23 protein-coding genes are annotated in these 22,912 nt (G+C 50.4%); 9 read left to right on the top strand and 14 right to left on the bottom strand.

What is annotated here, in order from left to right; translation table 11 throughout:
• A complete protein-coding gene (locus YC6258_RS12815) occupies positions 1-1,899 on the bottom strand; it encodes a TonB-dependent receptor plug domain-containing protein (RefSeq protein ID WP_044617341.1) in 1,899 nt (632 codons plus the stop codon).
• Between the two features lie 106 nt (positions 1,900-2,005).
• Between YC6258_RS12815 and YC6258_RS12810 the strand changes: the two genes are divergently transcribed.
• From YC6258_RS12810 to YC6258_RS12795, 4 genes are read left to right on the top strand one after another with little or no spacing between them, the layout of a single operon-like run.
• On the top strand, positions 2,006-3,043 hold the full coding sequence (locus YC6258_RS12810) for a hemin-degrading factor (RefSeq protein ID WP_044620003.1): 1,038 nt from the start codon (positions 2,006-2,008) through the stop codon (positions 3,041-3,043).
• Positions 3,040-3,864, top strand: coding sequence for a heme/hemin ABC transporter substrate-binding protein (locus YC6258_RS12805; RefSeq protein WP_044617340.1), 825 nt, complete (start codon positions 3,040-3,042; stop codon positions 3,862-3,864). Before YC6258_RS12810 ends, YC6258_RS12805 begins: the two co-directional genes overlap by 4 nt.
• Entirely contained in the window at positions 3,861-4,892 is a 1,032-nt protein-coding gene (locus YC6258_RS12800) for a FecCD family ABC transporter permease (RefSeq protein WP_144407637.1), read from the top strand. The genes YC6258_RS12805 and YC6258_RS12800 overlap by 4 nt, the downstream gene beginning before the upstream one ends.
• Positions 4,885-5,700 carry a heme ABC transporter ATP-binding protein gene (locus YC6258_RS12795; protein ID WP_044617338.1) on the top strand — a complete coding sequence of 272 codons (816 nt, stop codon included), beginning with the start codon at positions 4,885-4,887 and terminating at the stop codon, positions 5,698-5,700. Before YC6258_RS12800 ends, YC6258_RS12795 begins: the two co-directional genes overlap by 8 nt.
• 157 nt (positions 5,701-5,857) lie before the next feature.
• On the opposite strand, the gene YC6258_RS12790 is transcribed toward YC6258_RS12795, so the two are convergent.
• Positions 5,858-7,372, bottom strand: a complete 1,515-nt coding sequence (locus tag YC6258_RS12790; RefSeq protein ID WP_044617337.1) for an AMP-binding protein — start codon at positions 7,370-7,372, stop codon at positions 5,858-5,860.
• A gap of 62 nt (positions 7,373-7,434) precedes the next feature.
• On the bottom strand, positions 7,435-7,611 hold the full coding sequence (locus YC6258_RS30270) for a hypothetical protein (protein WP_169748968.1): 177 nt from the start codon (positions 7,609-7,611) through the stop codon (positions 7,435-7,437).
• A 278-nt stretch (positions 7,612-7,889) separates the two neighbouring features.
• On the opposite strand from YC6258_RS30270, the gene YC6258_RS12780 reads away from it, so the two are divergent.
• Positions 7,890-8,600, top strand: a complete 711-nt coding sequence (locus tag YC6258_RS12780; RefSeq protein WP_044617335.1) for an alpha/beta fold hydrolase — start codon at positions 7,890-7,892, stop codon at positions 8,598-8,600.
• 176 nt (positions 8,601-8,776) lie between these two features.
• Here the strand turns inward: YC6258_RS12780 and YC6258_RS12775 are convergent, their stop codons facing one another.
• The 11 genes from YC6258_RS12775 to nifE all read right to left on the bottom strand — a co-directional run bounded on the left by YC6258_RS12775 (position 8,777) and on the right by nifE (position 19,674).
• Complete coding sequence (locus tag YC6258_RS12775) at positions 8,777-9,217, bottom strand: fibronectin type III domain-containing protein (RefSeq protein WP_044617334.1); 441 nt, start codon at positions 9,215-9,217, stop codon at positions 8,777-8,779.
• Between the two features lie 806 nt (positions 9,218-10,023).
• Positions 10,024-12,129: a PAS domain-containing hybrid sensor histidine kinase/response regulator gene (locus YC6258_RS12770; protein ID WP_052830251.1), complete on the bottom strand. Its 2,106-nt coding sequence runs from the start codon at positions 12,127-12,129 to the stop codon at positions 10,024-10,026.
• 167 nt (positions 12,130-12,296) lie between these two features.
• Positions 12,297-13,373: a cobalamin-independent methionine synthase II family protein gene (locus YC6258_RS12765; RefSeq protein ID WP_044617333.1), complete on the bottom strand. Its 1,077-nt coding sequence runs from the start codon at positions 13,371-13,373 to the stop codon at positions 12,297-12,299.
• A 1,015-nt stretch (positions 13,374-14,388) separates the two neighbouring features.
• Positions 14,389-14,898 carry a hypothetical protein gene (locus YC6258_RS12760; RefSeq protein ID WP_044617332.1) on the bottom strand — a complete coding sequence of 170 codons (510 nt, stop codon included), beginning with the start codon at positions 14,896-14,898 and terminating at the stop codon, positions 14,389-14,391.
• A complete protein-coding gene (locus YC6258_RS12755) occupies positions 14,895-15,221 on the bottom strand; it encodes a (2Fe-2S) ferredoxin domain-containing protein (RefSeq protein ID WP_044617331.1) in 327 nt (108 codons plus the stop codon). The genes YC6258_RS12760 and YC6258_RS12755 overlap by 4 nt, the downstream gene beginning before the upstream one ends.
• 9 nt (positions 15,222-15,230) lie before the next feature.
• Positions 15,231-15,524, bottom strand: coding sequence for a ferredoxin III, nif-specific (gene fdxB, locus YC6258_RS12750; protein ID WP_044617330.1), 294 nt, complete (start codon positions 15,522-15,524; stop codon positions 15,231-15,233).
• 142 nt (positions 15,525-15,666) lie between these two features.
• Positions 15,667-15,864: a CCE_0567 family metalloprotein gene (locus YC6258_RS12745; protein WP_044617329.1), complete on the bottom strand. Its 198-nt coding sequence runs from the start codon at positions 15,862-15,864 to the stop codon at positions 15,667-15,669.
• A gap of 1 nt (position 15,865) precedes the next feature.
• The gene (locus YC6258_RS12740) at positions 15,866-16,345 is read right to left on the bottom strand and encodes a NifX-associated nitrogen fixation protein (RefSeq protein WP_044617328.1); all 480 of its coding nucleotides are present in this window, start codon (positions 16,343-16,345) and stop codon (positions 15,866-15,868) included.
• Positions 16,346-16,361: 16 nt separating this feature from the next.
• On the bottom strand, positions 16,362-16,844 hold the full coding sequence (locus tag YC6258_RS12735) for a NifB/NifX family molybdenum-iron cluster-binding protein (RefSeq protein ID WP_044617327.1): 483 nt from the start codon (positions 16,842-16,844) through the stop codon (positions 16,362-16,364).
• Positions 16,845-18,242: a nitrogenase iron-molybdenum cofactor biosynthesis protein NifN gene (gene nifN, locus YC6258_RS12730; protein ID WP_044617326.1), complete on the bottom strand. Its 1,398-nt coding sequence runs from the start codon at positions 18,240-18,242 to the stop codon at positions 16,845-16,847.
• Position 18,243: 1 nt separating this feature from the next.
• The gene (gene nifE / locus YC6258_RS12725) at positions 18,244-19,674 is read right to left on the bottom strand and encodes a nitrogenase iron-molybdenum cofactor biosynthesis protein NifE (protein WP_044617325.1); all 1,431 of its coding nucleotides are present in this window, start codon (positions 19,672-19,674) and stop codon (positions 18,244-18,246) included.
• A 245-nt stretch (positions 19,675-19,919) separates the two neighbouring features.
• Between nifE and YC6258_RS12720 the strand changes: the two genes are divergently transcribed.
• The 4 genes from YC6258_RS12720 to srmL all read left to right on the top strand — a co-directional run bounded on the left by YC6258_RS12720 (position 19,920) and on the right by srmL (position 22,909).
• Complete coding sequence (locus tag YC6258_RS12720) at positions 19,920-20,546, top strand: LysE family translocator (RefSeq protein ID WP_044617324.1); 627 nt, start codon at positions 19,920-19,922, stop codon at positions 20,544-20,546.
• A 46-nt stretch (positions 20,547-20,592) separates the two neighbouring features.
• A complete protein-coding gene (locus YC6258_RS12715) occupies positions 20,593-21,021 on the top strand; it encodes an ArsC/Spx/MgsR family protein (RefSeq protein ID WP_044617323.1) in 429 nt (142 codons plus the stop codon).
• A 108-nt stretch (positions 21,022-21,129) separates the two neighbouring features.
• Positions 21,130-21,537, top strand: a complete 408-nt coding sequence (locus YC6258_RS12710) for a GFA family protein (RefSeq protein ID WP_044617322.1) — start codon at positions 21,130-21,132, stop codon at positions 21,535-21,537.
• A 244-nt stretch (positions 21,538-21,781) separates the two neighbouring features.
• Positions 21,782-22,909: a PheS-related mystery ligase SrmL gene (gene srmL, locus YC6258_RS12705; RefSeq protein WP_044617321.1), complete on the top strand. Its 1,128-nt coding sequence runs from the start codon at positions 21,782-21,784 to the stop codon at positions 22,907-22,909.
• Positions 22,910-22,912: the final 3 nt, after the last annotated feature.

The raw sequence follows: 22,912 nt of genomic DNA, 5'->3' as shown, positions 1-22,912 counted from the left end.
TCAGTAAACATGATAAATAACATTAAGAGACCACTGTCGACCGACAATGGGGCGTAAATCATTTTCCTGATCGGAATCAGCCTGAACATTCGACAGGTTTGACCCTTTCAGAGACAGTTGTAACTGATTTGAAAAAGTGAGCGAGATGGTGGCATCAAATAAAAGATAGTCGGGTGATTTCAGAGATTGTTCGGCCTGATAATACTGCTCACCGGTATAATCCGCGCCGACACTCAAACGAGTCTTTTGAACCTTCCACCAGGGATGATCAATCGTGCGACTGAGTTGCAGATTTGTCTGGTTATCAGGACGTTTATTGAGCGACAACCCGGTATCGCTATCCTCGGTCTGCAACCACTGATGATTAAACTGCCATTCATACTGGCCCAAAACCTTTTGAAAGGAGACATTGGCTCCCACAATACTGGCAGACCCAATATTGCTGTACCGGTAGGTATCAATGCCATTGTTAACTGTTTCATCCAGCTCGGTATCAATCAGATTGGTCAGGTCTTTATAAAACACAGCCATACTCAAACCCCGATAACCCAACTCCAGCTGACTCGACCAGGCCAGCTCAGGTTTGAGATCGGAATTACCGAGCACTTCATAACCATAGATACTGTGATCGAACCGATAATATCGCTCCTTCAGGTTAGGAACCCGGTAACCGAGACCGGAACCGGCACGAAGATACAGCTCATCTGAAATATCCCAACGCAGACTGACATTGGGTACCGTCTGAAAACCAAAGTCGTTGTTCCATTGACTGCGTAAACCAGTAATCAACTCCACTCGGTGAGGCAAATACCAATCGTCCTGAACAAACCACTCAATGCTTTCGCTTTGCTTATTATCCACTTCATTTTCAGCCGCTTTCTGATCCATCCACTCGCGACTCAATGTCATGCCTGTGGTCACATCATGGCTGGAAAACATAAATGTCCGTTGTCCAAGCAGTTGCTGATTGCCAGCCTTGGTTGTTCTGGTCACTTCCCGATCAATGGTATTGAGATTGTCCTCAATGGTCTTCAGATAGCTGTCGTCACCGGAAACATCAATATTCCAAAGTCCGCCGGTCAGACGATAACCATACTCCACGCGGGAGTCTTCTCTACGGTAACGATATGGAAATGCCTGGTTGGCCAGCACATGATCATAATCACGGTTATATTCCGCGTTATCGATATTTAACCAAAGCCTCGAAGACAAGTCCGAAGCATGTTGAATATCAATGGTTTCCCTGCCACTCCATTGATTCAGACCGGAGATTTCCTCTGAACCATCCGTTGGACTCACATCATAAGGGGCACGCTCGTGCCATTGCCATTGACTGCTCAGACGAACCTGGCCAAATGTGACACCATGATCAAGATTAAAGATCTGCTCACTGGGCAGAGATGAATCCACTTCGTTCTGACGCAGATTCATACCAAAAGTAAGCCATTCACGACGGCGCTCTTCGGTAATCAGGTTAATGACACCTCCCATGGCAGCATTGCCATACAGCGCGGATGCATTTCCCGGCACCACTTCAATACGTGAAACACCAGAGAGACCGATACTCGACAGATTTGTACCATTAGCACCGGACTGACGGACCGGGATACCGTCTTTCAATATCAGAATATGGTTCCCGGTCATTCCCTGCATCAGCAGCTCGCCACCGTTCTGACCATGAATTTCCTGAATATGCAAACCGGGTACAGCCTGTAGCACCTCCGCCAATGTGCTCGCTTGTTGTTGTTGAATTTGCTGCCGGGTAATGACCGTTGTCGAAATGGGACTTTCATCCTGCGTCTTAGCAGTCTTGGTGCCGGTTATAACCAGAGGATCAAGTTCTGCAGCACCGATATGTAACGCGACCCCTGCTATCAAAACAAAAACTGGCTGTTTCATAAAAAGATATTGCAAATGATAATTAGTATCATTTACATTTAAACCGGTTTACTGATCGACGTCAATGACTGAACGCTTGTATTTGAAAAACCAAGAGGTATTTAAAATGATGCTCAAGCAACGCTGGCAATCTCTGCAGCAGGCAGAACCCAAACTCAGAATTCGTGATGCAGCGCAGCGACTGAATGTTTCGGAACTCGAATTACTGGAAACCCGGTCAGGCATCGAAGTAACCCGTCTGAGTACAAATCCAAAACAGCTAGTGAGCAGTTTGCATCGTTTGGGCAGGGTCATGAGCCTGGTCCGTAACAACGCCTGTGTGCATGAAACCAGAGGTCGTTTTGCTGAATATACCGGCGGCAATGCGGATGTCGGTTTGTTTCTGGGAGAGCAGGATCTGCGCATGTTCTTCAAATACTGGAATCATATGTACTCAGTCACTCAGGACCAGCGTCGCAGCATTCAGGTATTTGATCAAAGCGGAACTGCGGTCATTAAATTCTACGCCCAAGAGGACACTGATATGTCCGCCTGGGAGGCGCTGGTCAGCGCATTGCAGCATGAGGATCAAACTACACCAACATCCGTTCAACCTTATCCGGCAGCGGACATCCCCTCTTCCAATGGCACTGCAGAAGAGTTAACCGCAAGATGGCTGGCCATGACCGACATTCATCAGTTTCACGGCATACTCAAAGACATGGGCATCAGCCGTCAACAGGCCTTTGAATGGGTGGACGACCAATACGCCTGTCAGCTGGAAAACAATGCCATCGAGCATGTTTTCACCGAAGCCTGCCACGACAATATTCCTACGATCGAATTCGTTCATAATCGCGGGGCCGTACAGATTCATACCGATGTGAACATAAATCTGGTACGCATGGGAGCCTGGTTTAACGTGATGGACCCCAACTTTACGTTGCACCTGGATACCAGTCTGATTCATCAGGTCTGGGCGCTCAGACGCCCGGCAGACAGCGGTATGGTGTCCTCTATCGAAGCACTGGACCAACACGGCAATGTCATTCTGCAACTATTCGGCAAACGCACTGAAGGACAACCGGAACGTTATGACTGGCAATCCCTGGTGCTTGAATGCATGGCCAGACATGCGATTCAAAAAGAGGTAACAAAGGTATGAGAAAAACCTTCTCCGCCGCCCTTGGAGCATTGCTGTTACTGTCGGCCACACTGGCCCATGCCCAAAAGGTCGTTACCGTAGATGGTTCACTGACTGAAATCGCCGTAGCACTCGGCGCAGCAGACCGTTTGGTAGGCGTTGATACCACCAGCGCCTGGATTCCGGAAGTATCTGAATTGCCGGATGTCGGCTACATGCGTATGCTGTCGGTCGAAGGACTGCTGTCACTGACACCCGATACCATCCTGGTCACCTCGGATGCCGGGCCACTCAGCGTACTTGAACAGGTCAGTCAGGCCGGAGTTGATCTGGAAATCATAGAAAATGATTACACCCTTGCAGGGGTCCTGAACAAAGTCAGTGCGGTTGCAGATCAACTGCAACTACCGGCCAAAGGTGAATCACTTAAAAAATCCATTGCCGCCGATTTCAACGACATTGAACAACGTATCGCTCAATATCCCAAACCCTATCGCGTGTTATTTATTATGGACAGCGGCGAACGGGGATTCATGGTTGCAGGCAACGGGACACGTGCCGAGGGCATACTGAAAATGGCCGGACTGCAAAATGCCTTCAATAACATTCCAGGCTATAAACCACTCACACCCGAAGCCGCGATCATGGCCAATCCCGACGTGATACTGGTGTTTCACAGTCAAACACCACTGGAAAAGATCAAACAGAATCCAGCCATTCAATACACCGAAGCCGTACAGCATGACCGCATCTATAACGTGGATCATCTGAATCTGCTGAATTTTGGCTCTTCGGTCGGACAATCCATTCTCGCGTTGCAGGAATGGTTACTGCGTCAATGAGTAAACAGGTTGTCTGGCTAACCGGGTTATTGGCGATCTTATTGATAACCTGCATGGCATCCATGCTGTTGGGTCCGGTGAAACTTGGCTGGCCAATGTTACTGCAATGGCTGACGGACACAGACAGCGTTCCCAAATATGCCAGCCTGGTGTTCGGAGATGTGCGCCTGACCCGTATGCTGATGGCAATACTGGTGGGTGCCGCGCTGGCGATGTCCGGTGCAGCTATTCAAGGCGTTTTCAGAAATCCTCTGGCAGATCCGGGCCTGATTGGAGTCTCCAGCGGAGCAGCACTGACAGCCGTTGCAGTGATCGTACTTGGCAACGGCATTGCCCAGCCACTGATTGCGCCATTGGGGGCCATGGCCCTGCCGATTGCCGCGTTTCTGGGAGGTCTGTTGGTCACCTGGTTCATTTATCTGATTGCCAGTGCCAGTCCGGGAAACAGCAATACCACCATGATACTCGCCGGTATTGCCGTGTCTTCTTTATGCATGGCCGCGACCGGAGCCATGACCTACGCGGCAGATGACTCGGAACTGCGAACACTGACATTCTGGACCCTTGGCAGCTTTGGTGGCACCAACTGGCAGACCATTAAGATTGCCGCTCCCTGGATCATCATCGGGATTGTCCTGTTGCCGTTAATGGGACGTTGGCTGAATGTTTTGCTCATGGGAGAAAACGTAGCCGGACATCTTGGAATTCCTATTTCACGAATCCGTAAACTGATTTTCCTGCTGGTCGCGTTATGCGTGGGTGCGAGCGTCTCTGTGACAGGCATGATCGGCTTTTTTGGCCTCGTGGTTCCACACCTGATACGCCTGAGTATCGGGCCGGATCACCGCTGGCTGCTACCGGTCAGCGGCGTGGCAGGTGCAGTACTTATGCTACTGGCCGACCTGCTGGCGCGAACGGTGGTTGCGCCGGCGGAACTGCCGGTCGGCGTAGTAACATCGCTGCTGGGAGGCCCGTTTTTTCTATGGTTGATTATTCGATTTAACCGGGGGGACTTTCGAGTTGATTGATGCGCGAGATCTGACACTGCATATTCACGGCAAGCCAATTCTGGAAAATGTATCCGTTCAACTTCATGAAGGTGAACTGACCGCCATCATGGGCGCCAATGGTGCCGGTAAAACATCGCTGTTGTCAGTGCTATGCGGTGATCAGCCCGCGACCAGGGGTCATGTTTGTTATCATGACATCAATATTGATGACTTCAGTCGCAAACAATTGGCGCGCACTCGGGCGGTGATGCCACAACACAGCCCCATGAACTTCCCTTTTTCCGCCTGGGAAGTGGTTGCCATGGGGCGTACACCTTATGCTCAAGCCTCCCGCAGACAGGAACACCAGCAAGCTCTGCAATGCATGGCAATGACCGATACCGAGAACTTTGCAGAACAGGCTTTTCCAACGCTTTCAGGTGGTGAGAAACAGCGCGTACAACTGGCCAGAGTGTTGAACCAACTGCTCAGCAGCGAGTCTTCACACCGCTATCTGTTCCTGGATGAATGCACCGCCAGTCTGGATCCGGCACATCAGCATGCCGTGTTTCAACTGTTAAGCAAACTCACAAAACAGAATATTGCCGTCATTACGATTGTTCATGACATTAATCTGGCATCACAATACTGTGACCGCATCATCATGCTGAAGAATGGCAGGATTCGCTACGACCTGCCGACTCATAGAGCCATCACTCCTGAACACCTTGGGGACGTTTTTAATCTCCGTACCGTCAATATCACCCACCCGGAAGGAGACTGGAAAGTGGTGGCTGCCGCGGCGGACGCAGTTATTCGCACACACAAGGACTTAAGGATTCTTTGAATAACGATCTGCGTCGCTGACATTATTAAGAGGTTTCCTGACTCTCCAGAGACCGAAGCCGCCCCATATCCGCAACCAGGGGCAACAGGCAGAGTTAAAAACCACAAAGCAACAATCCCTGCCAACAGTCTCAGCCGCACATTGACTCAACGGCTTATTAATAACCTGTCATGTGCTGATCAATGCTGGCGATATCCGATTTTAATATCGCCTTTTGCAACTTGCCGGTTGATGTTCTTGGAAGCTGTTCAGCAACAATCACTTTTTTAGGTATCTTGTAACGCGCCAGCCGGGTGGATAGAAACTCCAGCATCTTGTTTTCATCAAACTCATCAGGATTAACCGGCACCGCAACCACACAACCGACCTCGCCCCATTTCTCGTCAGGTATGCCAAATACCGCGACCTCACGAATATCGGGATATTCAATCAGCACCGCCTCAATTTCAGCCGGATAAATATTCTCACCTCCAGAGATATACATATCCTTTTTACGATCCATCGCCCAGAAGAAACCGTCTTCATCGCAACGTACAATATCGCCGGTTCTGAACCAGCCATCTTCAGTAATGGCGGCGCTGGTAGCCTCAGGATTGTTGTAGTAATAAGGCATGACATTTTCGCCACGAATCCACAACTCTCCCTCCTGATTAACCGCACAGGGTTGGCCATTACCATCCATGATCTGTACATCCAGCCAAGGCACCGTCAAACCTATAGAACCCGCTTTTTTGCGGATAACACTCAAATCCGGTGGCATGCCAAAAATCGTACCGGCCTCACTCATACCAAATCCACTCACCACCGGAATGCCATCTTCCAGCCAGGCCAGAATGTCAGAACGCTTATGAGGTGCACCACCGGTCACCAGTGCTGTCAGCGATTTTAACGCCGTCGGAGTAAATTCCGGTTGCTGGCGAAAACTCTCGACCATTTGCGGTACTCCGATGTAATGGGTAATGCCCAGATCAGGATCGGCAAACCACTCCAAAGTCCTCACCGGCTTAAAACCATCGGAAACCACAATGGTTCCTCCCTGCTGTATCACCGAACGGATATTGGTCACAATACCAATGACATGGAACATCGGTGCTTCACACAAAAAGCAACTGGAATCGCCAACAGCCGTCAACATACCAAAATTAATACCCGTCATAACCAGGTTCTTTTCGGTCAGTAACACCCCTTTCGGCTTACTGGTAGTACCAGAAGTAAATAGCAGTAAACTCGGGCGATTCATGTCGCGGGCAGTCTGCTGCAGCGGTTTGCTGTCAGCACTGGTCATCACAAATTCATGCAAATATTGCACATCCTCACGACCCGCAAACAACGCCTCAGAAGCCGGATCCGCCAACAACATCCAGGGCTCAGCAAGTTCAAGCAATACCGTAATCTCAGCAACAGACAAACGCCAGTTCAGCGGTGCAAAAACAAGCCCGGCACGCGAACAGGCAAGATGCAACATGACCATACGAACACTGTTACGGGACGCCACAACCACACGATCTCCCGGCCGTCCACCCACTTCCAGCAAATAACTCGCAAGGCGACCAATTGCATCGTCGAACTCGACATAGTTCCAGCTTTCACCGGTAACCAGATCTCTTGCGGCAATTTTTTCAGGCTTTGCCTTTGCAAACAGGGCAATTGAATCTGCTGGTGCTATAAACATTTCATGACCTCGGTTGACTTATCATTAAACTTGTCGGTTTATCGCCCGTGCTTGATTGTGACTCAACGGGTAATACATGGCTCCCAGACCAGACGCATTATTGTCCGCATCAAACGTTCACCGATGGAGCGCACCTTCCGCGCCGTCGTACCATCCGGGGGATCACCATAAAAACGGAAAATTGCTGTACCTAACTGATACGGCGACCACTGTGAGGAATATCCACCGACCGTATTCATACACTCTGTTAGTAATTATTTTTGTAAACAGAAACCGTATACCCTCACCTTTTTCAAATATCTGACCCAATAAGCCAACACCTATCAGGAATGCCTTGAAAACGTTGATCAAAACGCCAGACACCACGTCTGAGCGAATCATGTACTGGAGGGGATTATTTTCATTTGAGCAGCATAATGTCAAGTAGTTTGATATTATTCTGATATCATGCGCATTAACCCTTTAATATCAGGGGTTTTTCCCCAAAACCACACGTTTTTAACTGGAGGATTACTCTTTGACGACCTCACCTACCCCCAAACCTTCGCTTGTGTTGCTGTGTGGATTACTGAGCGATGAACTTGTCTGGCAGGATATTGCCGATTCTCTTCATGATATTGCCACAATCTCCATTCTGAATTTCCGGGGGTTTGACTCTATTACCACCATGGCAGAGCACCTGCTGGCAACGACGACAGGCACCATTTGTGTTGCCGGTCATTCCATGGGCGGGCGAGTAGCGCTGGAAGCTTATCGACTGGCACCTCAACGAATCTACAAAATGGCCCTGCTCAATAGCGGTATGCATCCCCGAAAGGAAAAGGAAACTGCTGGTCGGCAGCAATTACTGACACTGGCGGCAGAACAGGGCATGAGCGCGGTTGCCGATACCTGGCTACCGCCGATGGTGGGTCCCGCCGGACAGCAAAATGAAACCTTGATGACCAGCCTGAAACAAATGGTCTGCCGATATTCAGTGCAAGACTTTCAGAAGCAAATCACCGCATTGCTGAATCGTCCCGATGCCCAGCCATTACTGTCGCAAATCACTATACCAACACTACTCATCTGCGGCGAAGCAGATCGCTGGAGCCCGGTCGCACAACATCAGGAAATGGCAGCCTGCCTCCCCGACTCCCACCTGATTGCACTGGCCAACTGTGGCCACATGTCGACGATCGAATCACCACAGGAAATATCTCAGGCCTTCAGAAACTGGTTAACATAAACACTTTATTGAACGGTATGTTTTCCGTGTATCAGTTGAAATAACGAAGTGTCATTCGTTGATTTGAAGAGTGCGCAAATAAACTGATGTAACAGTTTGCCTGGTAATCGAAGTGGCCAAAAAAAACTCCCCACATTGTGGGGAGTCTTAATAAATCAATAACGGGGATTGTGTGACTATTGAATGCTTACCTGTACAGGTTGGCTGAAGTCACTGTACAAACCGTTCACATCATAAACCGCAACCGTGAATTCATAGGTGCCGGCGCTATTCAGATCCAATGTCGTCGATGTAATCAGTTCGCTGGGATCCAGTGTCAGCAACACTGAGCTGTATTCACCATCGTTCACGTTACGGTATTTCACTTCGTAACCCTGAATTTCGTAAGCATACAGACTGCTGCCATCTTCACGTGAGGTGGGTGTTTCCCAGCTGACTTCCACGCTTCTGGCTGTGTTCATCATTGGATAATCACCATTGTCCAGCGGATCGGTACCGGCATAGGCTTCATCACTGTCGCTGAAACCGTCACCATCATCATCGGCATCTGCGTTATTGCCTAAACCATCATTATCGGTATCGACATACTCAGATGGGTCATTCGGGAAGGCGTCCACATCATTCAGAACACCATCGTTATCATAGTCATTATTGGAAACTGAGCCATTATCGGTGCCGTCATTCTGGTCATAAGAGACATCTCCAGTGCCAGTGAGCGTACCTCAGTGGTGGTGATTTCCACCTGACAGCCCGATACCACAGAAATAACGATAGAAGAGAAGAGGAAAGTTTTAACAGTGTTGGTAAATGTGTTCATGATTTGGCTCGCACTTTGTTGAGTTGGACGAATAAAAAATTAAATTTTTTCGAATGACCTTATTCGGGCGTTTCTCAGTACGGCTTGATTTAAACTGTTAACACTCGCTCCTTAACATGTGCATAAGATTAATGGCTGCGACGATGGCAATCCATGTCGCGAATGAGACCTCGTTATCATTCCAAACAGGTTCGCATGGAAATCAAATCAAAACGTGAAACAGTCATCTTTTTGGCGTGTTTCGGCTCCAAATAATTACCATGAAAACTGACTGTGAATGTCGTCTTATGACGACAAAAGTCAGCTTTCAAAAAATCCTTAAGAATCTGATAAAACACTGATTTTCAGCGGTATTTTGCTTTGTGAAGGTTTGTTTTCAGGAAGTCGCTTTTACGTTTGAACGAGGCATTTGAGGCGTCAAAAAACAGCCACCTGAGGCCGTCAGGCAATGAAATGTAATCCTGTGGAACAATGACCGGTCAAAAGTCCGTTTTGCAACAGTGCAAGCTTTTATTTTAAAAATAATTCTTCTGATCGACATCATATATACGGAAAATATCATTAAATACAAACAAGACCATTGAAACAGGCTACCCTTGTTTCAGATCACATGCTGTCTTCGATATCGGTTTCCAGCATGACTGCATCAGTGATCGGCAACCAGCGGGAAAGAGTCTCATATAACTGCCGGAGTCTGACGGGCTTACTGATATAGTCATCCATGCCGACACTCAGACATCTTTCCATATCCCCTTTCATGGTATTGGCCGTCATGGCGACAATCGGGATATGTTCACCGGACATGCGCTCATTCGCACGAATTACCTCTGTGGCAGTCAAACCATCCATCACCGGCATTTGACAATCCATCAGGATCAGATCAAATCTCTGCTTCTCAAGCATCTCCAAGGCCTCCCGGCCATTTTCAGCGATGTCAGCCTGACAGTGAATCCGTTGCAACATATGCTCAGCAATTTTCTGATTAACAATATTGTCATCAACCAGCAATACCCGAAACTGAAAGGAGGCAACCGCATGATTATTCAACGAATGCTGCTGATGACTGACAGGATTTCCATGATCCTGACGGAAAACCGAAAGAATATGACGATACATCCTGGACCATCGGACCGGCTTGGTCATGAACATATCCACACTGGACATATAGCGTTGATGAGTACGTTGGCCAAATTGGCGTAACAAAATAATATGAGTCTTCGATATTTCCGGAATCGCGCGAATCTTTTCAACCAGCATCCCCCCCGCCATATCCTCAAGTTGGGTATCAGCAATCACCAGATTAAAACACGGCTCAACTTTTTGAAGCGCTATGAGCGCCTGTTCACCCTCTGTCACAGCCGTCACTTGAAACTGCCAGTTCTTTAACTGTCGGACACTCAACTGCAAAAACGGTTTATTTTGGGAAACAAACAGAACCTTCACAGGCTTCATGGCGTCTACTGCCAACGTTTGCTGACGCTCGACACTGGCAGGCAACCTGGCGGTAAACCAGAATGTACTGCCTTTACCGGGAGTACTGTCTAGACCAATCTCACCATCCATCAGGGCCACCAGTCGGTCGCAGATTACCAAACCCAATCCCGAGCCACCGTGTTTACGGGTAATGGAACTATCTGCCTGGCTGAACGCCTGAAACAGCTTTGTCTGAGCCCGGGCGGAAATGCCGATGCCTGAGTCTATAACTTCAAACCGGATAAAATCAGCCTCCGCCCCCTCCTGACCATTCCGGGTCAGCTTGACGACAACCTCGCCCGAATTGGTAAATTTAATGGCATTGCCCACAAGATTTAACAGAATCTGGCGTATCCGGGAAGGATCGCCCCGAACCCAGGTTTCCACTCCCCGCTCTGCAAGGTATGCAATTTCCAAATGTTTTCTGGCGGCACTTTCCGCGAGAATTTCCAACGCATCCTCAACGGTGGAACAGAGATCGAAATCAAACTGCTCCAGTTCCATTTTGCCTGCTTCAATTTTCGAAAAATCGAGAACGTCATTAATGACCGCCAACAGCGCATCACCCGAATGACGAATGGTTTCAACGTAATCACGCTGCACCTGATCCAACGCACTATCCAACAACAAATGTGTCATACCGATTACACCGTTAACCGGAGTTCTGATTTCATGACTCATATTGGCAAGAAAACTGGACTTGGCTTCATTGGCAGCTTCGGCTTCAATAATTGCCTGCCGGAGTTGTTCTTCTGTTTTCTTGAGCTGGGTGACATCCTGCATCAGCCCCATCGATTTAAAGGGCATACCATTACTTAAAAAGAAGGTCTTACAGAAATGCCTGACAATACGTTCGCTGCCGTTTTGAAGAATAATACGGTGTTCCAGTTCAAAAGGTTTCTCAGCATCAACGGAGTCGTCGTATAGTTTGCGATAATGTTCAACATCATCGGGGTGGATGATCTGATACAAATCCTCAACGGTTAAATACTCAGATAACGGTGGATGCAATATGCTTTTCAACATATCGCTGCATTTCAAACGCCTGCTGACAACATTGACTTCCCAACTGTAAATCGACGCGATTCGCTGAATTTCACTTAGTTTTTCATCATTGAGTTGCTGAGCCAGCTCACTTTGCCGAAGTTCCCGGTTCTGGTTTTCCAGCGTCAATACCTGCATTTCCAGCGCTTTGATCCGGTCCCGAAGTGATTGCAGATCGTCCTGCTGCATAGACATTTACGAAACTCCAAAACAGGTCATAATCACATTATTAACCTGACATAAATGCTGACGGGTTAAACAGTAAATGCTCACAAAGCTGCTGGCCATATTAAGTCATCACTATCGTTTGTTAAATAAACCGGCGGTTCACGCTTGAACAGATTTATTAAACCACTCGGAATTTACTTTCTGGCAATCAGAATTTCTTCAGCCATGCGAGTACCTTCCACTCTGGCCTTAATCTTGGCAAACGCAATATCGCGCGATGTTGAATCGTCATCGGCAAAAGGCGAAAAACCACAATCGTCAGTTGTACCCAAGTTATCCAAAGGAATATATTCGGCCGCCTTCAACACCCTCTCACAGACCTGCTCCGGTGTTTCAACGACCGGATCAATGGGATCGATAACGCCAATAAATACCCGAACATCAGGTTTGATCAGAGACTTAATCTGCAACAGCACTTTTTCGGGATCTTTTTCCGATGCCATCGCCACATAAAAATTTCCCACATTGGCCCGAAACAGTGTCGGTAACAGATCTTTATAATCAACATCTGCACTGTGAGTGGCATCCCGGTCAGCTCCGGGGCAGGTATGTAAACCAATTTTTCGCCGTTGCGCGTCGGTAAAATTTTCCAGTCCGGTGTTGATCAAATCGATCATACCGGTCAACAGTTCGCCCGATGGATCCAGCTTTAAAGATAACCGGCCTTCCGTAAAATCAATCTGCACCTTGTGCGCCCCCAGCTCCAGACATCGCGCCAGTTCCTGATGATGCTGGCGAATAATATCCTGAAGAAATCGATTACGGCTGTACTCGGGAATCGGGGTATTAGGGTATAGCAGACTGAGCAACGAGGGGGCAATGACCGCTTGCTTGACCGGAAGCCCGGTATGTTTCATGGCATCTTCCAGGAACATATCAGCGGTTATCTGATATTTGAATGGTCCTTTGGTCAATCGTGGCAATACCCGGCTGTGGCCGTCAGAAAACAATATCTCCGCGCCATCGGGAGCAAAATTATGGGCACCGTGCAGACAATAGGATGCAAAGCCGGAGAATTTTCGTTGCTCACCGTCACCCACACAATAAGAACCCGTTTCTTCCATTTTCTTTATTGTGTCAATACTCGCCTGTGTGGCCAACGCTTCCAGCTCTTCTTCACTGATCTCACCAGCCTGTTGTTTTTGATAGGCCGCGATTAACTCACGCGGACGGGGAATGGATCCGATATGCTCAGTAGGTATTAGACTCATATTGCACTCTTGTTTTAGGTCATTTAATCAAGATGATCTGGCTGTTCAACAGTGCTCATTTTCAATACACAGAGCCGCTGAAAAATAGAAACCGTTTCACCCACCCAACACACGAAGACATTCAATACATCAGGCAATCACGTGTCAGCGAATAAAACAGTTCAGTGCGGAAAACCGGGAGTTTGTTTTTCTCCCTGATACCACATCTACACTCCAGGACGGTTTGTCATAGTCAGGTTCCCCCTGATCTCAACCAATACCAACAATCGCCGGTTATCTATTAATCCGGCAAGTATAATGTCGGGTTAATAGTGTGATGCAGGGATGCACCGAGGTGTCGGACCACACCATTGGCCATAGCCAATGCGAGCCCCGATAAATCAAGTGGTCCGACGATTCGGTGTTTCTCGCAACACCGCCAGATTTCTCGGGGCGACAATTAAAGAGATCAGGACGATCTGTTTAATTGACAGGTTAATAAGAAACCTCTGACGAATTTATGAGATCTCAGGCACTCCCTGAGTAAAAATCAATGTATCCTTTAACACCTTAACAGACAACGGAGATTTTTTAACAGACAGAGGTGTTACCGACAAATGTCACAGGTTCTTATCATGCATGATAACCAAATCCAAAAAACCAATAACACACTACAAATATAGATGAAAAACTCATTGCTATACCGGTAAAAAACCGAGCAACCGGTAACATCCGGTTTAACATAGATCAATGGGATATATGAATTACATTAGAAGGATTAATTGGAAATACCAGCACTAAAGAAGTATGTATTTTTGGGATTTAATCTGAAAAAAACAGCACCACCTCAACAAACCACAACCAGCAGATGATGCAATCTTCCGTTGAGACAACAGCAGGGTATGACGATTTTATTCACCGCAAACCGAATCACACCCAAACCATCATCACAACATCTCTAGCGCCGCTATGCACCGTATGCGTCACAACGCATCAGCCATGCCAATATCATGCTACTCAGAAAATTCCGGCGCCATTAATCATCCATTTCCGATAACACTGCAATCAACTTTTCAGCGATCTGGAAATAACTGCCACCACCCACTTCATCATTGGGATCCAACTCCATCAACTTGGTCAACACCCGTTGGGCATCGGCCAGTTTTTGCCGGCGCAAACGAATCACCCCCAACGCTTTCAGGCTGAATAAAAACTGCCGTGCAGGTTCATTGGCGGTGCTCCAGTCGGTGGAATGCACATGCAGGCGACGATAATTATGACTGATGCCGGCTTGCCTGGCCGCCATCGACAACGCCTTCCAGGCTCCCCATTCCGCCTCGGCGTAACGACCACAGCGGAAATAAAACTTGTACAGGGAAATATGAATATCCAACACTTCTGGCCAGCGTTTCAGCGCAGAGATCAAGGCAGCCTCCTTCACCTCGGGATGCGCATATCGAATACCATCCAGAACGGTCTGCACCTCTTCGGGTAGCGTTCTGGAAAAATAACTTTCCGGAATATTAAGTGCTGCAATACTGCTCATGACCAAACCTCCGCCGGTGCTTGCTTATGTTCTAATATTTCGCCGTTGATCAGGTGCTGCTCAACAATGTTGTCCACATCGTCAGCGCCCACTTCGGCATAAAGAATACCCTCAGGATACACCAACACACTCGGGCCGATATGACATGGGCCAATACAACTCGATGCGCTCAGTGCAATCCGGCCAAATTGACCGCGTTTGGCAATGGCATCCCCAAACAGCTCCATCAGATTGCCATTACTGGCATGACTGCAACTGCCGCGAGGATGACCGGGGTCGCGGTTCTGCATGCAGACAAATACATGGTGTACAGGTTTTGGCATGGTATTACCTCACAGGCTTTGCGGTGCATGGGTATGACATTTTTTCGGACAAACCTTGGAGCAGGACATACAGCCAATGCAGTCCATTGGATCAGCAATGGTCATGACCATCATTTCGTCGTCGTCATCGTAAAAGTCGTCATCATCGTCACTGGCACTTCGTTCCACCAATTCAAATACATTACGGGGGCAAACTTTGTAACAGCGGCCACAGCCAATACAATTGGTCGGGTCCAGTTCAGTGACGAATTGGGGCGTCCACTCCGCTCCCCCCCGGGTTTGCCCTTGTATGATTGCAGACATCTCTACCCCCCTTCTCTCTCTTTCAACAGTAAAATCACGAAGCGTTGGCGCCTGCGGGCCTCGCCCGCAGTCATCCACACAATCAATCATGTTTGTCCGTTCACACCGTGGCCACGTCGGGATGGCTACCAGGGTGAACAGATCAGGCCGGCAATCGGGATTTTGCCTCGGCCCAGGCCAGACAGGCCTGATATACCTGCTCGGCTTTGGCCGGCAATTGTTCGTAATCGGTCCACAAGGTGTCTTCCACCAGATCGTGTACCTCCGAAGCCAGCTCAGTCGCAATGCGTTTGCGTTTTTTGACTTCTTTTTCCAGTGCTTTTAATTCTGCTTCTTCCATCTTATAGCTCCGCCACCTGACGATGCTGCTGAATCAATGCCGCCGCATCAGAAATTAATGTCGAGCCTTCCCGGGCCAGTTGTTCCAGCGAATCAAACCCAAAGCGATGCACATCGCGCAGGGTTTTATCCACCACCACCAGCTTGCCAACCTTGATCAATGCCCGGCCAAATCCTTCATGGGAAAGATTGATCACCGGCATGGCCATCAGATGGCTCTCCACTTCGATCCCGGCGGCAATGGCATTGTAATAAGCCTTGATCCGCGCAATGACCACCTCATCGGGATCACCCACCACCGGAATATCGCGCCGCCGCTCCTTGGTCAGCACCAGCGGATCAATCACCCTGGCATCATTCCAGGTATCGTAAGTGCCATAGGTATCCATCGCTCTGAGTTGAGTGATGATGCCGCGGATAAACGGCAATTTAAGGGCCGGATCGTTGTCCGCCACTTCCAGTTTTTCTGCAAATTCAGTCATGGGTTCGCTCTCCTCGTTATTCGTCCCAGGTTTCTTCTGCCATAAAATCCAACCGGTCCGGTTGCTGTTCACGCTGCATCTGTTTCACCGCTTTTCCCAGCCAGCCGGCGGGGCTGTCTTTCAGTTCCTGCTGCAAAGAATGGATAATGGTGTCGATATCGTCCGGTCCGTCGGTCACCTTGACCGGATGAATATTGCGGGCCATCAACTGGCGCACCGCAGAAGCACCGCAGGCGCGGCAGAACACCGCAACACAGTCCTTCAACAATTCGATTTTGATCACCAGTTTGTCTTCATTGCCATCCTGTTTCAGATCCTCAAACTCGCTGACCATCAACAGATGAGCTTCTGACTCAGTGATGCCGTAAATGGTAAAAGACCGCGCCGATCCAAAATGCTGATTCACGGTTTTACGGTCGCTGGTGGCGAACGCGATTTTCAGCATTTTGCTGTCATCGATTTCTTTGATCACTTGCAACTGCCTCGTTACCTGTGTCATTTAGTGCCTCATATGCTGTTCATTGCTGTATGGATTGCCGGAATCCCGGTAAATAGAGGTGTAAGCGCGAATATCATGATGGCTGGACATGATCAGATTGGCCAGATCAAACAGCACCTGCTGGCTGCCGCGATACCCCGACCAGCAGCGTTGAAAACCGCCCAGCAGATCGTATTGCGGAAAACCGATACGCAATAACGGCAGCCCCAGGCGCGCAGCAGAATCCACCGCGTGGGAATTCCCCAGCAACAGCTCGGCCCGCTGTTCAGCGGCGAGTCGTTCCAGATCCTCCAGATCCCCCACATGCACCTCGGCCATGGGCAGCTGGGTCAATTCACGACTGGCCGCCGGCACAACCGCAACAACCGTGGTCGCACCCATGCCACGCAGAAAATCTTCAAAGCCAATCAGCAGATCCGGATCGGCCGCAATGGCCACCCGCTTGTCACCAATCATGAAATGCGTATCGAGCATGGCATCCTGCAACTGACTGCGATATCGCTGATAGCGGCTGGGGACCGGCTGGCCACTGAGTTCTGATAACGTCACCAGCCAGCGATCATTGGCAGTAATGCCCATCAAATGCTGAAACCGATAAACCGGCACAGCGGTTTTCTGCTCCAGCAACTCCGCCGCGCCAAACAGACTGGCACCAATCACCAGTGTGGCAATACTTTCGCCGGCGCTGGCAAGGTCTTCCACCGTGGTACCACCAGTGGTTAAAGGATTAAATTCATCCTCACTCAAATGTCCATCCAAAGAGCCTGACAAATCCGGTATCAACAATGGCCGCAGCCCAAACTGCTCAATACTGTCGGTCAGATATTCCAGATCACCAGGGGTCAGATGCGCCCCACACAACACATTCACCTGCCGGCGACGGATGCCGACCCGATTGTGCTGATCATCACGCGTGTCGGGCACCAGCGTCTGGATCATCGCTTTCACGGCCAGGGCATAGCCCGATTCAAAACAACCGCTGAAATCCGGCGTATTCACCGGCACCACAGCCGTGGCAGCTGCCAGCTCCGGATGCTCTCTGGCAAAGGTTTTAACCGCCGCCTGAATGTCGCACCCCTGGGTTTCGGCCAGCCCAGTGGTCACCAGACCAATCACCGCCGGGGCGCTTTTCTGGCAGATGGTCGCCAGCGCCTGAACAATATTTTCATCCGCGCCCATAACTGTTGAAGTCTGATCCATCGCCGTGGTCTGCAACGGAATGGGTTCGCGAAAATGGCGCACAAAAAACACCTTGGCAAAGGCCGTGCAACCCTGAGATCCATGCATCAATGGCATACTGCGGTTAAGCCCGAGAAAGGCCAGCGATGCGCCAACGGTCTGACTGGCTTTGAGCGGACTGACCGCCAGGGCTTTTTTACGTTTGATAATCTCGCTCATATCACCCCTCGTTAGCTGCCAGCGCAGCGGGTAGTGGTAATACTTCGTCATGCCGCGAGGCTTGCCATGGGGCCGCAGATCTGGCCGCCTGCCAGACCGGGCTCTCAATGGTCAGCGCCAGCTGGCGCACCAGTTCCAGCATGCCGCGATAACCGGCATACCCGAATTCACGCTCCTGATTAATATCCAGAAACGGCACCCGCGCCTTCAGCGCGGTATACATATTGCGACCACCGGCAATGAGAATATCGGCCTGATAATCCCTGACGATGCGCAGCAACTCACGCGGGTTGCCATCCTCGATCATCATGGCATCGTCCCCCATCAGTTCACGAATCCGCGCCTTATCCTCTTCGGTGGATTTTTTGGTGCCCGTGGCCACCACCACCATGCCGAGATCCTGTAAAGCAGAAATGACCGACCAGGACTTCACCCCGCCGGTATACAACAACACCCGCTTGCCACTGAGCCGTGGTCGCCACTCATCCAGTGCGGCATGTATGCGCGCCTCTTCCCGCTGGATCAGTGCCTCGGTGCGGTCAATCAGCGCATCATCCTTCAACAACCGGGCAAAATTGCGCAGCGCCTCGCTGGTATCCGAAACACCATAAAAACTGCCTTCAAACCATGGCGTGCCATAACTGTCCTGCAGTTTGCGGGCAACGTTGAGCATGGCCTTGGAGCACACCATCATATTGACTTCCGCCCGGTGCATGGTCTGCACCTCACGGAAACGGGCATCACCAGAGAGCGTACACAGCACCCGGATGCCGAGTTCATCCAGCAGCGGCAGCACATGCCAGAACTCGCCGGCAATGTTGTATTCGCCAATCAGATTGACAGCATGCACAGTCACATCCGCCCGAACCGCCGACGCCGGCACCGGATCGGGTTCACGGGTACCCACCACATACTTCACCATGGATTCACCGGCAATTCGGTTACCCAGATTTTTAGTACCGTAAAAGCCGGCTGCATCCACCGGCACCACCGGAATGCCAAACTGTTCAGTCGCCGCCTTGCACACGGCATCGACATCATCACCGATCAAGGCTGGAATACAGGTGTTATACACAAAGACCGCCGGCGGCTGATAAGTCGTGACCGCCTGCTTAATAGAATGGAACAAACGCTTTTCACCGCGTCCCATAATCACGTCCTGCTCGGTCAGATCGGTAGTCATACCGATTCGATACAAGGTCGGGCCACTGGAACGAGTGCCCCGGTTGTCCCACGAACTGCCGGCGCAGGCGATGGAGCCGTGAACGATATGAGCCACATCGGCGATGGGCAGCAAAGCGATCTGAGCGCCATCAAACGCACAGCCACCGGCTGAAGCACCCGGCTTGGGTTTCGCACATCCGGACTTGGATTTGTGGTTATGACTACAGGCCGGCTCATCCAGCAGTTCTGCAATCTGTTTGGATTTCATCGCCATGTTTCCACTCTCCCCCGCGTATCTGTTTGGCTGTTGAAGACAGATTGCAAACGGCAAGCCATGTGAAAACCGTTGATTTTTCAGGGAATTAACGCCAAAACGATTGTCTGAAACCCGACAAAAGCCGGTTTTGTCGTAGCTGAAACATTGAAGAAGCCTTGCTGACCAGCACATATCATGTTGTCATGAAAACCATTGACGCTTGACCCGCCAACCCCCAACACGATTGGACACACAATATGGATGAGATTAACTACGCCGTGATTCTGGCCGCCGCTCTGGTGGCAACCGCCAGCCCCGGTCCCGCCACTCTGGCCATTGCCGGTACCTCCATGAATCAGGGCCGCATGCGCGGCATAACCCTTGCCAGCGGGATATTGAGCGGTTCCCTGGTATGGTCATGCTCGGCGGCTTTCGGGTTGGGCGCGGTGATGTACGCCAACGTATGGTTGTTTGAAATGCTTCGCTATGCAGGTGCCGGTTACCTGTTGTTTCTGGCGCTCAAATCCTTGTTATCCGCCCGTCACAACAACCGCCCCCGGATCGTCGAAAACGCGCCCGTATCGATTCCCCAAACCTACCTCAAAGGCCTGGCCATCCACCTGACCAACCCCAAAGCCATTCTGTTTTTCAGTGCCTTATATGCCATCGGCATTCCCCATAACACCAGCATTGCCGGGTTATGGTCAGTGATCATTGCTGTTGGCGTGCAGAGCAGTTTTGTATTCATCGGTTATGCCCTGCTGTTTTCCACCGGCCGGGCGCAAGCCATCTACCTCAGACTGAGCCGATGGTTCGACCTTATATTTGGTATGTTTTTTGGAATAGCAGGTATTAAGGTACTGGTTTCAACACTAGACTCATAACCGAACAAACCAGTGCCATTTACTTAGCAAACGCAGAGAACCCTGTATGGCACATATCACCTTTTTTCAGAAACCTGGCTGCATCAACAACCGCCGGCAATTGCAGTGGCTGCAATCATCCGGCCATGAAGTACACCCCGAAAATCTGCTGCAACAACCCTGGACGGCCGAACGCCTGATGGCCTTTTTTGACGAGCGGCCACTGTCTGAATGTTTCAACCAGACGGCCCCGGCCATCAAATCCGGACAACTCAACCCCGAACACCTCAGCCACGAAGACGCATTAGCCGCCATGATTCAGGACCCTATCCTGATTAAACGCCCACTGATGATCATCGATCACACCCATTACATTCAGGGATTTGATCAGCAGCAGCTGCATCAATTGATCGGGCTCTCCACCGCCGACAGCGCGCCGGCCATGACCGAAGACCTGACAACCTGCCCCAGGCAAACCACTGAGCACAGCAACTGACTGGATCCATCGCCCACCGTATAGGTATTGTATTTGCCGAATCAGTGCGGTTGCCGGGGTGTGGTCATAGAGCTAAAGTGTTGCCTCATCACATAAGGGGCAGCGACGATGACCTATACAGGAAGATGTTTTTGCGGCGCGTTCAGTTACCAATGCAGCGCCGACCCGGTATTTCAGTTTAACTGCCACTGTCGTGACTGCCAGCAGGCAACCGGCAGCGCTTATGCGCCACTGATGTTCTTCGAAAATGATGTCATGGAAACCCATGGCACATTAACGTTTTATGACAGCATCGGCGGCAGCGGCAAAACCATCCATCGCGGTTTCTGCCCCAAATGCGGGTCGCTGGTGCTCGGCAAAGTTGAAGCCGTTGCCGGCCGCACCTCAATACTGGCCGGCACTCTGGACGACACCTCCCAGTATCATCCCAAAGCAGATGCGTTTTGCAGTCAGGCCAGCCACTGGGATCACATGGACCCGGCACTCACCCGATTCCCAGGTAAACCCAAACGCTGATCACAACATCGAACCATCCAGAAAAATAAGCTTGTCAAATATAAAAAGATCATTAAGCTTTGGCGCATGACTATTTTATCTCATCTCCATTCACATCGATTTATTCACCTCCGGGTCCAGCAAGCGGGCGCGGCGGGTTAACTTTTCATTCTGAAAAGCCTCTCCTCCGGGCCAGACCCGGAGGTCAAAAACCAAAACAACATCAAACGTTCAACTGAATCTGGTTTTTTAGAGGATTTTCCAAATGTCGATTGTCGCCATTTCCCATACCCAACTGATTAATGCCCTGACCCTTCGTGACCTGACGGATACACAACAAGGGCCACACGCCATGCAACTGCTCATCACCGAAGTACAGCAGGCACTCGAACAGACCTGGCCCTGTTATCTGCAACGCCTCAATCACAACCCGGTGGTCAGAACCACCGCCAACTACGACGACCTGGGTTACCCCGACGACGGCCCCGCGCGCGAAGCCCGCTACAGCCGTTACCTGACCGATAACCTGATGTTAAGAACCCAAACCTCCAGCGCCATTCCCGCCTGGCTGCGAGGTTGGAGCCATGGCAACCATCCCGACTGCCTTGGCGCCCTGAGCCATGGGCTGGTGTATCGCCGCGACAGCATCGACCGCTGGCATACCGGCGAACCTCATCAGCTCGACGTCTGGCTGCTGCTGGACCGGGAAACCTGCGGCCAGCAGGATATTGTCGCCACGGCGGTTAACGTGATTTTCAATCGAGTGCTGCCGGACTGCGCCATCACATTGTCAGATTCCCCTCATCCCTATACAGAAAATGGCCTGCAAATAGATGCCCGCAATCCCGCCGGCGAAATAGTTGAAGTCGGCGAATGCGGTCGCATCTCGCCAGCGCTGTTGGCACGCTGCGGCTGGGACCCGGAAGAAACCACCGGTATTGCCATGGGCATCGGCCTGGACCGGGTGCTCATGCTGCGTAAAAACATCCCCGATATTCGTCTGCTGCGCCACCAGGATTCTCGAATACAGGCACAGATGCAAGACCTGGAACCCTGGCAGGAAGTTTCCTTCCAGCCGACCATCAAACGGGATCTGTCACTGGCAGTAAACGAAGACATCAATGTTGAAATTCTGGGTGATCTGGTGCGGGAGCTGTTACACGATCAGGGCGATCTGCTGGAAGAAGTCATCATTGTCAGTGAAACGCCCTATCTCAACCTGCCCAACACCGCGGTTGAACGCTTGGGCATGCGACCGGGACAAAAAAATGTGTTGCTGCGGCTGGTGATGCGTCACCCCACGCGCAGCATCAGCAACCCCGAAGCCAACCTGTTACGCAACCAGATTTATCGCGCCTTGCATCAGGGCCAGCGACACATGATGGCGGAATAAATC

The sequence above is a fragment of the Gynuella sunshinyii YC6258 genome, from assembly GCF_000940805.1.
Lineage (GTDB): Bacteria > Pseudomonadota > Gammaproteobacteria > Pseudomonadales > Natronospirillaceae > Gynuella > Gynuella sunshinyii.
Note: the sequence above shows the minus strand (reverse complement) of the source record. Positions and strands in the feature narration are given on the sequence as shown.

Excerpts from the sequence above, each read along its gene's own strand:
- YC6258_RS12815 (WP_044617341.1), bottom strand. The coding sequence starts at position 1,899 with ATGAAACAGCCAGTTTTTGTTTTGATAGCAGGGGTCGCGTTACATATC.
- YC6258_RS12810 (WP_044620003.1), top strand. The coding sequence starts at position 2,006 with ATGATGCTCAAGCAACGCTGGCAATCTCTGCAGCAGGCAGAACCCAAA.
- YC6258_RS12805 (WP_044617340.1), top strand. The coding sequence starts at position 3,040 with ATGAGAAAAACCTTCTCCGCCGCCCTTGGAGCATTGCTGTTACTGTCG.
- YC6258_RS12800 (WP_144407637.1), top strand. The coding sequence starts at position 3,861 with ATGAGTAAACAGGTTGTCTGGCTAACCGGGTTATTGGCGATCTTATTG.
- YC6258_RS12790 (WP_044617337.1), bottom strand. The coding sequence starts at position 7,372 with ATGTTTATAGCACCAGCAGATTCAATTGCCCTGTTTGCAAAGGCAAAG.
- YC6258_RS30270 (WP_169748968.1), bottom strand. The coding sequence starts at position 7,611 with ATGAATACGGTCGGTGGATATTCCTCACAGTGGTCGCCGTATCAGTTA.
- YC6258_RS12770 (WP_052830251.1), bottom strand. The coding sequence starts at position 12,129 with ATGTCTATGCAGCAGGACGATCTGCAATCACTTCGGGACCGGATCAAA.
- YC6258_RS12765 (WP_044617333.1), bottom strand. The coding sequence starts at position 13,373 with ATGAGTCTAATACCTACTGAGCATATCGGATCCATTCCCCGTCCGCGT.
- YC6258_RS12760 (WP_044617332.1), bottom strand. The coding sequence starts at position 14,898 with ATGAGCAGTATTGCAGCACTTAATATTCCGGAAAGTTATTTTTCCAGA.
- YC6258_RS12755 (WP_044617331.1), bottom strand. The coding sequence starts at position 15,221 with ATGCCAAAACCTGTACACCATGTATTTGTCTGCATGCAGAACCGCGAC.
- fdxB (WP_044617330.1), bottom strand. The coding sequence starts at position 15,524 with ATGTCTGCAATCATACAAGGGCAAACCCGGGGGGGAGCGGAGTGGACG.
- YC6258_RS12745 (WP_044617329.1), bottom strand. The coding sequence starts at position 15,864 with ATGGAAGAAGCAGAATTAAAAGCACTGGAAAAAGAAGTCAAAAAACGC.
- YC6258_RS12740 (WP_044617328.1), bottom strand. The coding sequence starts at position 16,345 with ATGACTGAATTTGCAGAAAAACTGGAAGTGGCGGACAACGATCCGGCC.
- YC6258_RS12735 (WP_044617327.1), bottom strand. The coding sequence starts at position 16,844 with ATGACACAGGTAACGAGGCAGTTGCAAGTGATCAAAGAAATCGATGAC.
- nifN (WP_044617326.1), bottom strand. The coding sequence starts at position 18,242 with ATGAGCGAGATTATCAAACGTAAAAAAGCCCTGGCGGTCAGTCCGCTC.
- nifE (WP_044617325.1), bottom strand. The coding sequence starts at position 19,674 with ATGAAATCCAAACAGATTGCAGAACTGCTGGATGAGCCGGCCTGTAGT.
- YC6258_RS12720 (WP_044617324.1), top strand. The coding sequence starts at position 19,920 with ATGGATGAGATTAACTACGCCGTGATTCTGGCCGCCGCTCTGGTGGCA.
- YC6258_RS12715 (WP_044617323.1), top strand. The coding sequence starts at position 20,593 with ATGGCACATATCACCTTTTTTCAGAAACCTGGCTGCATCAACAACCGC.
- YC6258_RS12710 (WP_044617322.1), top strand. The coding sequence starts at position 21,130 with ATGACCTATACAGGAAGATGTTTTTGCGGCGCGTTCAGTTACCAATGC.
- srmL (WP_044617321.1), top strand. The coding sequence starts at position 21,782 with ATGTCGATTGTCGCCATTTCCCATACCCAACTGATTAATGCCCTGACC.